The organism is Rhodococcus oxybenzonivorans (assembly GCF_003130705.1).
Taxonomy (GTDB): domain Bacteria; phylum Actinomycetota; class Actinomycetes; order Mycobacteriales; family Mycobacteriaceae; genus Rhodococcus_F; species Rhodococcus_F oxybenzonivorans.
The window spans coordinates 239141-252804 of sequence record NZ_CP021354.1; the positions used below are offsets into that span (position 1 = coordinate 239141).

Here is a 13664-nt window from a genome sequence, read left to right on the forward strand (position 1 = left end):
GCATGTTCACAGGGCCCTCAGGTGAGCGTGGAGGTTTCGGCGCGGTGGTGCGCAAACCGCTCCGCGTAGTCGATGTACCAGTCGAGGGCGTCGGTGTTGGCGACGGTGGCGCGGTTGATTGCGGTCTCGGGGGCTATTCCCTGAATCAGTTTCTTGACGGGAATCTCGAGCCGCTTGCCGGTGCGGGTGGTGGGAATAGCGGGGACGTCGGTGATCTCGTCCGGTACGTGCCGGGGCGAGGCCTCCCGGCGGATCGTGGTGCGAATCTTTTCCACGAGAGCGTCGTCGAGGTCGTATCCGTCGCGCAGTACCACGAACAGCGGCATGTGGTAGCCGCCGTTGGGTAGTTCGGCACCGATCACGAGGGCCTCGGCGATCTCGGGAAGCGCTTCGACGGCCTGGTAGATGTCCGCCGATCCCATCCGGACGCCACCGCGGTTGATGGTCGAGTCCGATCGACCGTGAACGACGCAGCCGCCGTCGGCTTCGATGGTGATCCAGTCGCCGTGCCGCCACACCCCGGGGTATACCTCGAAATAGGCGTCCCGGTACCGGTTTCCGTCGGGGTCGTTCCAGAAGTAGATCGGCATCGACGGCATCGGTGCGGTGATCACCATTTCCCCCACCTCCCCGACGACCGCTTCACCGGCTTCGGTCCAGGCCTGCACATCGACCCCCAGGTAGGGGCCTTGCAACTCCCCCACCCGAACAGGGGAGAGCGGGTTGGCGCCGATGAAACCGGTGGCCACGTCGGTGCCGCCGCTGTCCGATCCCAGGTGCACATTCGGACTGACCGCGTCGTAGATCCACCGCCAGGTGGTGTCCGGCAGCGGCGAACCGGTCGACATGATCGACCGCAACCCCGACAGGTCGAAGTCGGTCCCGGGCTGGGTGCCGGCCTTCTCACACAATGTCAGATAGGCGGCACCGGTGCCGAATCGCGTGGCCCCGTAGCGGGCGCAGATCTCGAATTGGTGGTCGGGTCGCCCGAACGTGGGGCTGCCGTCGTAGGTGACGATCGTCGCGCCGGTAACCATCGCGTCGACGAGCATGTTCCACACCACCCAGGCGGTGCTGGCGGCGATGAATACCCGATCGGTGGGGCCGAGGTCGTAGTGCAGCGCATTGGCTTTGAGGGCTTCGAGGAGGATTCCGCCGTGCGAGTGCACGATGCCCTTGGGTAGGCCGGTGGTGCCGGAGCTGTACAAAATCCACAGCGGATGATCGAACGCCACCTGCTCGTACTCGGGTTGGGCGTTCCCGACGACCACGTCCGCGTAGTCGGCGACACTCTGCCGGTGCTTCCCCTCGTAGGGCAGCCCGATGTTGTCGACCATGATGGCGTGCCGCACGGTCGGGAGTTGGTCCAACAGGGCGGAGAAGACGTCCCGGCGGTCGATGCGTTTGCCGTTGAACTGGTAGCCGTCCACCCCGATCAGCACGGTCGGCTCGATCTGCGAGAACCGGTCGACCAGCCCTTTCACACCGAAATCCGGTGCGCAACAAGACCACACCGCACCGACGCTGGCCGCGGCGAGCACCGCGACGACGGTGGGCGCGATGTTCGGCAGCATCGCGGCGATCCGGTCGCCGGGGCGCACCCCGATCTTCCGGAAGTGCGCGGCGAGGTTGGCGACCTGTGCGACCAGCTCGGCCCGCGAGAGTTCCCCGGTCGTCCAGGTTTCGTCGACCGAGATGATCGCGGGCCCGGCCTGATCGGTATGGCGAAGCAGGTTTTCGGCCCAGTTCAGCCGGGTGCCGGGGAACCACCGCGCCCCGGGCATCTTGGGGTCGGCGAGCACCGTCTGCGGTGGTGCCGAGGCGATCACGTCGAAGTACTCCCAGATCGAGAGCCAGAACTTCTCGAGGTCGCTGATCGACCAACACCACAGCGAGTCGAAGTCGGTGGTGGAGACGTTCTTCTCCGCCGCGAGCCATCGTTGGTACCGGCTCATATTCGAGGCGAAGACCCGCTCGGGCGGCGGGGTCCACAACACTTCACGTCCTGGCGCGGTCATTATTGGTGCGTCCTTTCCGGCTCCCGCCGCCACGGGCAGATGGCGTGTCGTGAACTGCCCGTGGCGGAGGGGTTTTCGTGCGGTGGTGTCAGCGTGCGAGCACGGTGCCGAGGGCCCGGGTGAGCTCATCGGCGGGGTCGTCGGCGCCGCCGGTGCTGCGCCAGGCGACGTGGTTGTCCGGACGGACCAGGATTGCCCCGGTGTCGTCGGTCTGGCGGAGTTCACTCCAGCGGCCGGTGGGGTCGGTGTAGTCGGTGCCGGCGCCGATCTGGGCGACCTTGATCTGGATACCGAACTTGTCGTTGGCCAGCCGGGCGGCGTCGGACCAGGCGGCACCGTCGGCGGCGGTGATGAGCACGAAGTGCGCGTTGTTTCCGGTGAGGTCGTGGGTGGAAATCTGCCGGCCGTCGTGCTCGAGCCACGCGTGAGGCAGGCGGTGCCCGGGGCGGGTGGTGGGGTGGTAGGTGTGCCCCATCGGGTCGCGCGGCGGTGCCTCGGTGCCGTCCGGGACGAGGGCCCCGTCGCGGTAGGCGAAGCCGATTTCGAGGTCGTGGGCCTGGAATTCGGTGCGCTGGGTGCTGATCACCTCGGCCGCACGGGCGCGGCGGGTTTCGCCCATCGGGGTGTCGGAGAAGTAGTCCCGAAACACCTGGACCTGGGCCTCGAGCGGTTGGCCGGGGATCAGGCCGAGGCCGGCGTCGACGACCATGTGGTTGAGGAAGGTGAACATGGCCCAGTCGACGTTGCGCATGCCGACGAGCCGGCGTTCGGGCTCGTAGGTGTCGAGCAGTGCGGGGGCGGCGTCACCCTTGATCACCGCGGCCAGCTTCCAGACCAGGTTGTGCGCGTCCTGGATAGCGGTGTTCAGACCCAAACCAGTGGTCGGCGGGTGCCGGTGGGCGGCGTCACCGGCAAGGAAGATTCGGCCGACCTGGTACTTGTCGGCGAGCACGCCCTCGAGGATCCAGTGGCTGACCTTGTGCACCTTCAACTCGAGGTCGGGCAGCTTGAGGAGCTCGCGCAGCCGCGGAACGATCGCCTCTTCGTCGAACCGGGCCGGATCGTCCGGGCGGAAGGTGAAGTGCAGGACGAATTCTTCGGAATGCTTGCCCCACGTGGGGCCCATCGCTGCCATGGCGCCGCTGTTCCAGGACCCGGCGCCCTCAGGGTTGAGCAGCCAGGTGATCAGAACGTCGTCCTCCCACCACTCCGACAGGTCGGCAGTGAAGTGGGTGCTGACCATGTCGAGGATCCCGGTCGGGCCCTCCATCTTGACACCGAGTTCGGGGCCGACGGTCTTGCCACCGTCCGCGGCGACCATGTACTGGGCGTGGACGGTGTAGGTCTCTTGCGTGTCGCGGTTGAGGACGACCGCGTGGATTCCGTTCTCATCCTGCTCGAACGAGACGAGTTCGCGGCCGAAGTGGATCGAGTCCGGTGCCCTCTTCTCCGTGTGCTCACGCAGGAGGGGTTCGAGCCGGATCTGCGGGTAGTTGGTGGACGGGCACGGGCTGTCGACGGCGTATGCGCTCTCGAGTCGTCCACCGCCGAACGACTCGAGGGTGTACAGGGTGCGGCCGTCCAGTTCACCGTCGCCGCCGAGCGAGGTGACCCACCGGGTCTTGCCCATGTTCTTCGGCGGGGTGCCCACGTCGTAGATCGAGTCCGCGACCCCGACCTGACGCAGCACCTCCATCGTCCGCTGGTTGAGGTAGTGCGCCTTGGGCAGGTGCGAGGTGCTGGTGTGCCGCTCGACGAGGTGGTGGTCGATGCCGTGCTCGGACAGCAGGATCGAGGTGGTCAATCCACACCCGCCTCCGCCGACGATGAGGACGGGAACGGTGATCTCAGACATGGCTGGTGCTCCTGGAAACAGTGGTGAGTGGGTGCGGGCGGCCGGTGGCGGCGAAGCGGTGCCGCATCTCGCCGATGGTGTCGGCACGGCTGACGAGTTCGTCGTCGACACCGATGAGCCGTTTCGGGTCACGGGTGAAGCCGATACCCGACGGGGTGCCGGTGAAGATGAGGTCGCCGGGGCGCAGCGGCAGAATCGACGACAGGTAGGACACGAGGACCGGGATCGGGAAAATCAGGTGCCGGGTGCGCGACTTCTGCATCAGCTCGCCCGACAGGACCGTGCTGACCTCGATGTCGTCGGCGTTCTCGAATTCGTCGGGGGTGACCAGCACCGGCCCGATCGGGGCGAATCCGGCGAACGACTTGCCGAGGCCGAACTGCTGCGGTGGGGGACCGGACAGCTGAAGGTCCCGCTCGGACAGGTCCTGGCCGAGGGTCAGCCCGGCTACATAATTCCAGCCCTCGGAGACGGGGACGTGTCGGGCTTCCTTGCCGATGACCGCTACCAGTTCGACCTCGAAATCGACCGAGCCGCCGGGGTGTTCGATGGTGTCATAGGGGCCGGCGATCGAGGCGGGAAACTTGGTGAACACGAACGGAGCGTCGGGCAGGGTCAGCCCGGACTCCTCGACGTGATCGGCATAGTTCACGCCGACGGCGAAGATCTGACCGGGCCGGGGAACCGGAGCACCCAGCTCGGACTCGACCAACGGTGTTCCGTCAGTGAAGTCCACCGTGGCTGCCCACGAGGTGAACTCGTCCCACCGGTCGAAAATCTGCTGGGGTTCGGCGGAAAAACGACCCCCGCTGGCCGTCTCGACGTCGACGGCGATCCCGTCCGCCACGACCTGGAGTCGGCCGGCTTGGTTTGCCACGCGCATGAGAAAAAGTCCTTAGATAAGAGTGGAGTGCCGCTGGGTCGGGAGGAACGCGAGCAGCTCAGCTGGTCAGTGCCGCCATCGGGTCGGGCAGGTCCGGGCTGGTCTGCAGGGCCCAGGAGTGGGTGGTGATCTCCGAAACCGGGGTGCCCTGGGCGAGTGCTTCGCGCATCCGCTCCGGGACGAACGACACGCCGACCGGGTTGCTGCCGTACTCGGGGCCGTTCATGTAAGCCGTCGCCTCGTCGGGGGTGGTGAAGTTGTCGATCTGCAGCTCGACGAAGTTGCCGTCCGGATCCTGGTAGTACAGGGACGTCGTCACTCCGTGCTGGATCGGTACCTTCGGCTCGATGCCCTTCTCCTTCAGCGAGTCGTACCGATCGAGAAGATCGTCGAGCGTGTCGAAGGTGTACGCAGTGTGGTGCATGCCCGCCGCACCCGGATTGCGGGGCTCGAGCTGCACCGGGGCGCCGAGCAGCGCGACCCGGTGGTGCTCCTCGTCGAAGGTGATGAAGCAGAGTCCGTGCCCCTCGTAAACCACGTGCGCATCCAGCACGGTGCAATACCAGTCGCGCATCTCCTCGAATCGGCTCGTCTGCAAGACGACGTGCGCGAACTTGGGGGTAGCGGTCATCGTTGACTCCTTTGTGTATACGGGTCGCACAGTGGACCGGGGTGGCGTGTTACGTCGTCGTGTACGCGAAACATATTTCGACCACGGGGGACGCCATATCCGAAGACCCGGTGCTGTGGTGCCCGTCACTAATCGATGACACAATTTCATTCGATCTGCACGTGTGCCGCTACTGGCTGAAGACCAGGAACACGCGGGAAGTTTGGTTTTCAGCCCAACTCAGGCGAATCGTAGGGCTCGGCGGGCCGAGTGGAAGGGAGGTAGAGTGCCGCACTGGACTCACGAACTCGCGGGGACCCGCGCCCCGCAACCCGAGCACGAGTGGCTCAGTCCCGATGCGGATCGCATCCGCGTCAACCTCGGCGATGGGGCTGTGACCTGGGCCGTCGAGGTAGGCGAGGATATCGCGACCACGATTTCGCGGGAAATGCCGGTTCTTCGAGAGGGAGCATCCCAGACCAGTGCCGTGCGGCGGGCGACGACCTCGACGGTACTGCGTGCCTTGACATTGGTCGCGGGCCTCGGTGAACCCGATACCTCCCTCGCGAGTGCCGAGGTCGAGGAAGTCGCGGTGGACTTCGCCCGCCGCGGCCTCGAGCTCAATGATCTTCTCGGCTCAATCCGCGTAGGGTATGCCGTTCTCGCAGCTGCCATCCTCGACGCCGCCCTCCGGTTGGTTCCGCCCGCCGAGAGCAGCGCCGAGCTGCGGCGGGTCTCGGTGCTGCTTTTTGAGGTTCTGGACCGGTTCACCGGCGTCGCTGCCACTACTTTCCTCGAAGAGCGAAGTGCCTGGGCGGCCGGTGTCTCTGCCGCTCGCTTCGATTTCGTCAAGAAGGTCGTCGAGAACGAGCCCGTCGACCTTTCTCACGCTGACGAGGTGCTGGGATACCCGCTCGGCGGACACCATCTGGCGATCATCGCGTGGAGCGGGCCGCATTCGAGTCATGACCTGCGGAGCATCGTAGACCCGGTACTGCGACACTGGGGCAGCCCTGGTGCAACGCTGGTGATTCCCGTGGGACTCCAGACGATATGGGCGTGGGGGGCGGTCTCCCCAGATCAAGGGCACCTCCGCCGAGCGCCCTTGCCGGAATACGCTGACACTTCCGTCGTCGTCGGCCAACTGGGCTCCGGAGTGGAAGGCTTCCGGCGTAGCCACATGGAGGCCCGGACAGTAGAGCGACTAGTGCGCCTTCGCGCGGATCAGCCACACACCACGTGCGCGCACGAAGATGTCGCCCTCGAAGCGCTTCTCCTCGCCGAACCGGACGCCGCTGCCGGTTTCGCCAGTCGCCTGCTCGGCGCCCTCGCAGGCGACGACGCCCGGACTGCCGACCTGCGATCCACGCTCAGTCGCTACCTCGACATGGATCACAGCCTCGCTAAAGTCGCTGCTGCAGAACATATTTCCAAGAACACAGTGACGTATCGAGTCCACAAGGCGCTGAGCCTGTGTGACCATCCTCTGGGGGGGGTCGACCACTAACCTGCGGGCCGCACTCAGGGTCCACGAGTGGCTCCGAGGTGCACCGACCTCTCGGCCGGACGCCTGAACCGGCGGGCCGGGAGCCCGGATGTTCTCGCCAATGTTGGTCTCTAGACCAACGCGGGGCGATAACCCTGGGCTCTATCCCAATGCGAACCACGCCATCCTTGGGCTGTAATTGTGGCACACGCCACACAGTGCGTGGTCGGGCGAAACCTGAGCGGGCTGACATGTCGGTGACCCGGGTTCCATACGACGAGGTTCGCGAGTGTCGCGGTCGGCAGAAGGGAGGATGGGCGATGCGTAATCCGTTGAGTTCTCTCCATGGAACGCTCCTGCAGAGAGGCGGGTACATTCCCCACCCCGGCGGATTCCTCTCGGCATCCTTGTGTCGCTGACTCGCTGCGCCCAGCAATGCCGATAAACTTCGAATTTTCGTGCTGTGAAGCAACTTTCGTTGATCAAAGTTTGAGAATCCCGGTATGTCTTCCGTCGGTGCGCCATGTTGGCTGAGGGTGGCCCGGGGGATGCGCGTTCCGGAGCTGATGCTGTGAAAGGCTGGTCATGAATCAAGAGTGGGACGAGACCGTGGATATTCTGGTCGCCGGAAGTGGAATCGGAGGCCTGGGTTCTGCCGTGATCGCCGCGGCGAACGGCGCCGACGTTCTCGTCGTCGAGAAGGCCGCGACGCTAGGCGGAACCACTGCGAAGTCTGCTGCGTACATGTGGATTCCCAACAACAAGTATCTGCGCGCCACCGGTCGCACCGATCCGCGCGACGACGCCCTTCGGTATATGGCAAAGCTGTCGCGCCCACGCCTGTACAACCCTGACCATCCGACACTGGGCTTGCCCGACTGGGAGTACGACGGTCTGACGGCCTTCTACGACAATGCCTCGGATGCCGCCGAAGCTTATGAAAGCCTCGCCGGACTGAAGTTCGGGCATGCCGCAGACTTCCCGGACTACTACGCGCACCTTCCCGAGGATGCGGCTCCGACAGGTCGCGTGTTGTTCCCGGAAGAAAGCGAAGGTGGGCCTTCCGGGGGATCGATCTTGATCGAGACCCTGGCTCGAGCATGTGAACGCGCCAACGTGCCCATCCGTACCGATTCCCGTGTGGTGGAGCTCATCCAGGATGCGACCGGAGCGATCATCGGAGCCGTCGTCAATTCGGCCGGGCGAACCGCTCGCATCCGAACACGGCGCGGAGTCATCTGCGCCACCGGCGGTTTCACCCAGGACCCCGAATTGCGACTGCGGTTCCTGGATCATTCCTACGTCGGCGGTTGTGCGGCCCGGACGAACACCGGTGACCTTCTCGCCATCGCCCGCGACGTCGGCGCCGATCTGGCGAACCTGAACGTGGGCATGCGGGCGCCGATGGTCCTCGAGCGCCTCAAGAAGGACCCGGCGGCAGTCCGCGGATCATTCATGATTCCGGGCGACTCGATGATCATCGTCAACCGGTTCGGCAAGCGGGTCATCAGCGAAAAGATGCCGTACCACGACTTCGCTCGGGTGTTCTTCGACTGGGACAGCCAGCGCGGGACCTACCCGAATAACCCGCTGATCGCCATCTGGGACGAACCCGCCCGGCGATTCGGCGGCGAGGGCTTCGGCAACCCCATCCCACCCCAGGGCGAGGACGACTACTGGGTCATCAAAGCCGACTCGTTGACCGACCTGGAAAAGAAGATCGCGGAACGGCTCGAGACGCTGCGTGAGTACACCGGCCCGGTCGAGTTGGACAACGACTTCGGTACCACTCTCACCGAGACGGTGAATCGGTGGACCCAGATGGCCACCGACGGTGTCGACCGCGATTTCGGTCGCGGATCCACACCGATCGAGCAGGCTCTGAGCGCTTACTTCGGTGTAGGCGACGGTCCAAATCCGATGATGGCTCCGCTCGCCGACCACGGACCGTACTACGCCACGATCCTGGGGCCGGCGCTCATCGACACCGCCGGCGGGCCGCGTGTTGACAAGAACTGCCAGGTCGTGCGACCCGACAGCACACCCATCCCGGGCCTCTACGCGGTCGGCAACTGCGCGGCAACACCGTCCGGCGAGGCCTACTGGGCCGGGGGACACACCATCGGATTCATTCAATGCTCCGCGTACCTCGCCGCACGACACGTCACCCAGAACTAACACCTCAAAGCAAAGGAACAATCATGACTCAGACGACGACCGACCTGGAATCGACCACCCGCGCGTTCTACCGTGAGGTCGACGCCAACGACCCCGAAGTCTTCCGCCGCCATCTCGCCGACACCGCCGTCTTCGCCTTCAACGACGTCGATCCGGTCACGGGATTCGAGGCAATTGATGCCTTCGTGTCCGCCTGGAAGGGCAACTTCAAGGCCGTCCTCCATCAACTCGACAACCTGGTCGTCGACACGGCGAAAAACACCGTCGCCATCGAGATCACCGTGTCCTACGTCTTTTCCGACGGCAACGAGACCAAGGTCAAGGGTTCGTCGTTCGTCGAATTCGCCAACGGTGACATTGTGAGCTGGCGGGTCTATGTCGATACCAGCCGGTTGAGCTGACCGACTCGTCACTACCTCACCACACACCCGCATCATCGACAGGAGAGCGCATCCATGGGACGAGTAGAGGGCAAGGTCGCACTGATCACGGGAGCGGCACGAGGCCAGGGCCGAAGTCACGCGATCCGACTCGCCGAAGAGGGCGCCGACATCATCGCCCTCGACATCTGCGATCAGGTCGCCAGCGCTGATCACACAATGGGCACCGAGGAAGAGCTGCAGGAGACCGTCGTTCTCGTCGAGAAACTCGACCGGAGGATCGTGGCGATCAAAGCCGACGTGCGCGATCGTGCTGCGCTCGAAAGTGCAGTGGCCGAGGGTGTTGCCGAACTCGGGCGTCTCGATATCGTCTCCGCCAATGCCGGGATCGCATCGACCGGGCCGATCATCGGACTCCCAGAACACACATGGCAAGACGTGATCGATATCGACCTGACCGGCGTATTCCATACGGTGAACGCCGCGGTGCCCCACATCGTCGCGGGTGGACGCGGTGGATCGATTGTCTTGACGAGTTCTGCGGCCGGAGCGGCCGGCGTGCAGAATCTGGGTCACTATGTCGCCGCGAAACACGGTGTCCTTGGTCTGATGAAATCGCTCGCCCTTGAACTCGGACCGCAATTCATCCGAGTCAACTCGGTTCTTCCGACCAACGTCGACACCCCGATGATTCAGAACGAGACGGTCATGAAGCTGTTCATGCCACATCTCGAGCACCCCAGTCGCGCCGACGCCGAAAAGCCGGATTCCAACTATCGTGCAGCAAATGTGTTGCCGATCCCGTGGGTCGATCCGGTCGACATCAGCAATGCAGTCCTCTACCTGGCCTCCGACGAGTCCCGTTACGTCACGGGGATTGCCCTGCCGGTCGATGCAGGTTTCCTCATCAAGTAGACGCGCACACCGCTCAATCGGCGGCGTCACAAGTCAAGGAGTTCAACATGAAGGCGTGGATGTTCAACGGAGTCGGGTCACCGATCGACCTCGCCGAGGTCCCCGATCCCACCCCGGGCCCCGGTGAAGTCGTCGTCGACCTCAAAGCAGCCGGCCTGTGCCACACGGACGTAGGCATCACAGACGGGACGATGGCTGAGATCCTCGGCTTCACCCCGATCATCCTCGGGCACGAAGCCGCCGGAATCGTCTCCGCCGTCGGCGACGGAGTCGAGAACGTCTCGATCGGAGACCGGGTCGCAGTCAGCGCCATGGGAGACGGCAAAAGCGGAGTTCTCGGACAGAAGAACATCGGAGTTGGGCGCCACGGGGCGTACGCGGAGAAGACTCTGGCGCCGGCCAGCGAGATCATCCCCCTCCCAGAAACCGTGCCGTTCGAGCAGGCCGCTGCCGCAACCGATGCCGGCATGACCTCGTATCATGCGGTCTTCGTGCGCGGCGGCCTGAAACCTGGGACGCGAGTGGGCATCATCGGTCTCGGCGGCCTCGGAATGACCGCCGCACGGCTGGCGGTACTTGGCGGCGGCGAAGTGTACGCAGCGGAGATCAATCCTCGGGTGCACGCCGCCGGAATCGAACGCGGTGTCAAACAGGTTGTCGACGACGTCAAGGAGCTCGCGGCCTTTGAACTCGACCTGATCGTCGACTTTGCAGGATTCGGGACGACGACCGCCGGTGCCATCGAAGTAGTCAACAGCGGTGGCCGCGTTGTCCAGGTCGGTCTTGGCCGGGCCGAAGCAACCATCAATACCCACCTTCTGACCATGAAAGAGGTGGAACTGCGTGGGTCGATCGGAGGCACGCCCGCCGACACCGTCGAAGTGTTGAAGTTCATCTCGTCTGGAGATCTGGCTATCTCGACGCAGTCGATCGGTTTCACCGAAATTCGCTCGGGACTCGAGCAGTTGGCTCGCGGCGACGTCGGTGGAAAGCGACTCGTCGCGCTGTTCGATTGACCGATTGCGGGTGCGGCCGAGGAAACATTCGAGCCGGCGCTGCGCGACACCGGCGGGTGTCGGGAATTCAGGAGGATAGAAGTGGGCAAACTTGACGGACGTGTCGCGCTGGTAACAGGAGGTGCCTCGGGAATCGGGAAGGCACAAGCGGTACTTTTCGAGAAGCAGGGAGCGACCGTCGTCGTCGCGGACCGCGACGAATCCGGCGCTCGAGAGACCGCCGGTGCGATCGCGGCCGACGGCGGAAATGCGCTGGGTGTCGCACTCGATGTCACGGACGAAGACTCCGTTGCCGCGGCAGTATCGGCCACCATGAGCAGATATGGGCGGATCGACATTCTCAGCAACACAGCTGGGATGTTCGACCACTTTGCGCAGACCCTGGACACCGACCGCAAGCTATGGGACACAATGCTCGCGGTCAACCTGACAGGGATCTACACCGTCACCAATGCGATCTTGCCGCACATGATCGCTGCAGGTAAGGGCGTGATCGTCAACATCGCGTCCGGAGCAGGCCTGCGCGGTGGGGGAGGGGGCGCGGCATATACCAGTACGAAGCACGCAGTGGTCGGATACACGCGGCAGCTCTCGGCCGGCTATGGCAAGCAGGGCATTCGCGTCAACGCCATCGCGCCGGGGTTGATCGACACGCCCATGGTTGCGTCCTTCTCCCAGGACGAGGACACGCTCGCCGGGTTGCGGCAGCAGCCTGCTGGAAGGCTCGGGAAGCCGGAAGACATCGCGAATGCCGCATTGTTCCTTGTCAGTGATGATGCCGATTTCATTCACGCCGTCACGTTGCCGGTAGACGGCGGGCTGATCGAGACGCTCTAAACTCCATCCTGGAGAGAGCGATTCGGCTGACTTGCTGACGGTTTCTGTTCCTCGGGCTGTCGGTGGGCGCGCGTGGCCGCCGACCGGTATCAGCTCATCCACGTTTGTCGGGATCGTCGGGGTCACGCCGGATGGCGCGACCGAGCGGCCAGGCCAGGGGTGTGATCTGATCCCCGAGCCGACAACCCGATCCCACAAGGCATTCCACTGCTTCTGCCACGGCTAGTGGGCGGGCAAGTGCAGGACGCATGCGGGCCGGCGAACCGGACGGGACGTTGACCAGGCCACGATGCAACGGTGCCGGCAGCGCGGAGCAGACTGTGGGCGTTGGCGTACATATCACCCAGGCAGAGTTCGCCGGAGACCGCACCCACGGGTATGTGGACGAGCGGTCCGTCGACCAGATCCGCAACCCCCCCGCAGGGTGTCGTCCTATGCCGAAGGCTTCGCTGTGGTCTCGCCGGCGACGACCTCGGATGGCCGATCTGCGGTCGACTGTGAGCCTCTATCTCGACATGGACCACAGCCTGGCCAAAGTTGCTTCGGCAGAGCACATTTCCAAGAACACGGTAACCTATCGAGTGCAGAAGGCCTTGAGCCTTTTCAGCGCCCCCCGGTGAATCGACCACGGACCTGCGTGCCGCGCTCCGCATTTATGAGTGGCTCCGAGGCGCCCCATCGCTCAGTGGGAGCGATCGTAGGTCGATAGGCCGAACCCGCCACGCGACTGGTCCAGAAACCAAAAGTCGGCGACAACCCTGGGCTCTGCAGTAGTGCGATCTGGGCAACTTTTGCGGTCTACTTGTGGTGTAGAACACAGCGGGTGGTGAAAGCCCGAAGGCCAGCGGCACCCGTCCTGTCCCGTTCGTATTCCACGGTTCGTTGCGCTGAGAGCCGCAGTCGACAGAAGGAAGATTTACCATGCATACCCCGTCGAGTCCTGTCCAGGAAGCGTTCAAGGACGTGATGGCACACGTGGCCACTCCGGTCGCGGTCGTGACCTCCATGGACGGCGGCCTGCCCTTCGGCACCACCGTCAGCGCTTTCACCTCTTTGTCGATGACACCGCCGATGGTCCTGGTCTCCTTGGACCGCGGATCGGAGACGCTCGAACTGATCACGGCATCGAAGAAATTCGGATTGAACGTGTTGGGCCGCGACCAGCATGGAACCGCGTTGAAGTTCGCGAAGAAGGGCGGAGTTGGCAAGTTCCATGGTGTGCGGTGGGACGTCGACCACGACCTTCCCCGAATCGCCGGCGCCGCCGGCTGGATCGCCTGTCACGTCGAGCAGTTCGTCGAGGGCGGAGATCATGTGATTGTGCTCGGCAACGTCGTTGCGGCAGAGACCAATTACAGCGACCCGCTCACCTATCACCGCCGCGTATTCGGCACGCACTCGGCGCTCGAATCCGCATAACACTACCGGCCTCGATAACGCCGCTGCCAGAGCACTTCGATAGCACCACCGGAATAATCTGCAAAGG

The 13664-nt window shown here is 64.3% G+C and carries 12 protein-coding genes; 8 read left to right on the top strand and 4 right to left on the bottom strand.

Translation table 11 applies throughout. From position 1 onward, the window contains the following. Window positions 1-17: 17 nt before the first annotated feature. The 4 genes from CBI38_RS01165 to CBI38_RS01180 all read right to left on the bottom strand — a co-directional run bounded on the left by CBI38_RS01165 (window position 18) and on the right by CBI38_RS01180 (window position 5387). On the bottom strand, window positions 18-2018 hold the full coding sequence (locus CBI38_RS01165; RefSeq protein WP_109325696.1) for an acetoacetate--CoA ligase: 2001 nt from the start codon (window positions 2016-2018) through the stop codon (window positions 18-20). Between the two features lie 88 nt (window positions 2019-2106). Next, complete coding sequence (locus tag CBI38_RS01170; RefSeq protein ID WP_109325697.1) at window positions 2107-3873, bottom strand: FAD-dependent oxidoreductase; 1767 nt, start codon at window positions 3871-3873, stop codon at window positions 2107-2109. Beyond that, window positions 3866-4756 (bottom strand): fumarylacetoacetate hydrolase family protein, encoded by an 891-nt coding sequence (locus tag CBI38_RS01175; protein ID WP_109325698.1) that lies wholly within the window; start codon window positions 4754-4756, stop codon window positions 3866-3868. The genes CBI38_RS01170 and CBI38_RS01175 overlap by 8 nt, the downstream gene beginning before the upstream one ends. Window positions 4757-4814: 58 nt before the next feature. Further along, window positions 4815-5387, bottom strand: a complete 573-nt coding sequence (locus CBI38_RS01180; protein ID WP_109325701.1) for a VOC family protein — start codon at window positions 5385-5387, stop codon at window positions 4815-4817. 265 nt (window positions 5388-5652) lie between these two features. On the opposite strand from CBI38_RS01180, the gene CBI38_RS01185 reads away from it, so the two are divergent. The 8 genes from CBI38_RS01185 to CBI38_RS01220 all read left to right on the top strand — a co-directional run bounded on the left by CBI38_RS01185 (window position 5653) and on the right by CBI38_RS01220 (window position 13597). Further along, entirely contained in the window at window positions 5653-6873 is a 1221-nt protein-coding gene (locus tag CBI38_RS01185) for a PucR family transcriptional regulator (RefSeq protein WP_335743612.1), read from the top strand. Window positions 6874-7437: 564 nt separating this feature from the next. Beyond that, on the top strand, window positions 7438-9030 hold the full coding sequence (locus tag CBI38_RS01190) for an FAD-dependent oxidoreductase (RefSeq protein WP_109325707.1): 1593 nt from the start codon (window positions 7438-7440) through the stop codon (window positions 9028-9030). Between the two features lie 23 nt (window positions 9031-9053). Further along, window positions 9054-9431, top strand: coding sequence for a nuclear transport factor 2 family protein (locus tag CBI38_RS01195; RefSeq protein ID WP_162603172.1), 378 nt, complete (start codon window positions 9054-9056; stop codon window positions 9429-9431). Window positions 9432-9485: 54 nt separating this feature from the next. Continuing rightward, on the top strand, window positions 9486-10325 hold the full coding sequence (locus CBI38_RS01200) for a mycofactocin-coupled SDR family oxidoreductase (RefSeq protein ID WP_109325709.1): 840 nt from the start codon (window positions 9486-9488) through the stop codon (window positions 10323-10325). A 47-nt stretch (window positions 10326-10372) separates the two neighbouring features. After that, entirely contained in the window at window positions 10373-11341 is a 969-nt protein-coding gene (locus tag CBI38_RS01205) for a zinc-binding dehydrogenase (RefSeq protein ID WP_109325710.1), read from the top strand. Window positions 11342-11422: 81 nt separating this feature from the next. Further along, window positions 11423-12178, top strand: coding sequence for an SDR family NAD(P)-dependent oxidoreductase (locus CBI38_RS01210; protein WP_109325711.1), 756 nt, complete (start codon window positions 11423-11425; stop codon window positions 12176-12178). Between the two features lie 515 nt (window positions 12179-12693). Beyond that, window positions 12694-12798 carry a helix-turn-helix domain-containing protein gene (locus CBI38_RS38755; RefSeq protein WP_230990295.1) on the top strand — a complete coding sequence of 35 codons (105 nt, stop codon included), beginning with the start codon at window positions 12694-12696 and terminating at the stop codon, window positions 12796-12798. Window positions 12799-13099: 301 nt separating this feature from the next. Then, window positions 13100-13597, top strand: coding sequence for a flavin reductase family protein (locus tag CBI38_RS01220; protein ID WP_109325712.1), 498 nt, complete (start codon window positions 13100-13102; stop codon window positions 13595-13597). Window positions 13598-13664: the final 67 nt, after the last annotated feature.

Bases quoted from the DNA above. Each gene is read 5' to 3' on its own strand.
- CBI38_RS01165 (WP_109325696.1), bottom strand. From the start codon at position 2,018: ATGACCGCGCCAGGACGTGAAGTGTTGTGGACCCCGCCGCCCGAGCGG.
- CBI38_RS01170 (WP_109325697.1), bottom strand. From the start codon at position 3,873: ATGTCTGAGATCACCGTTCCCGTCCTCATCGTCGGCGGAGGCGGGTGT.
- CBI38_RS01175 (WP_109325698.1), bottom strand. From the start codon at position 4,756: ATGCGCGTGGCAAACCAAGCCGGCCGACTCCAGGTCGTGGCGGACGGG.
- CBI38_RS01180 (WP_109325701.1), bottom strand. From the start codon at position 5,387: ATGACCGCTACCCCCAAGTTCGCGCACGTCGTCTTGCAGACGAGCCGA.
- CBI38_RS01190 (WP_109325707.1), top strand. From the start codon at position 7,438: ATGAATCAAGAGTGGGACGAGACCGTGGATATTCTGGTCGCCGGAAGT.
- CBI38_RS01195 (WP_162603172.1), top strand. From the start codon at position 9,054: ATGACTCAGACGACGACCGACCTGGAATCGACCACCCGCGCGTTCTAC.
- CBI38_RS01200 (WP_109325709.1), top strand. From the start codon at position 9,486: ATGGGACGAGTAGAGGGCAAGGTCGCACTGATCACGGGAGCGGCACGA.
- CBI38_RS01205 (WP_109325710.1), top strand. From the start codon at position 10,373: ATGAAGGCGTGGATGTTCAACGGAGTCGGGTCACCGATCGACCTCGCC.
- CBI38_RS38755 (WP_230990295.1), top strand. From the start codon at position 12,694: ATGGACCACAGCCTGGCCAAAGTTGCTTCGGCAGAGCACATTTCCAAG.
- CBI38_RS01220 (WP_109325712.1), top strand. From the start codon at position 13,100: ATGCATACCCCGTCGAGTCCTGTCCAGGAAGCGTTCAAGGACGTGATG.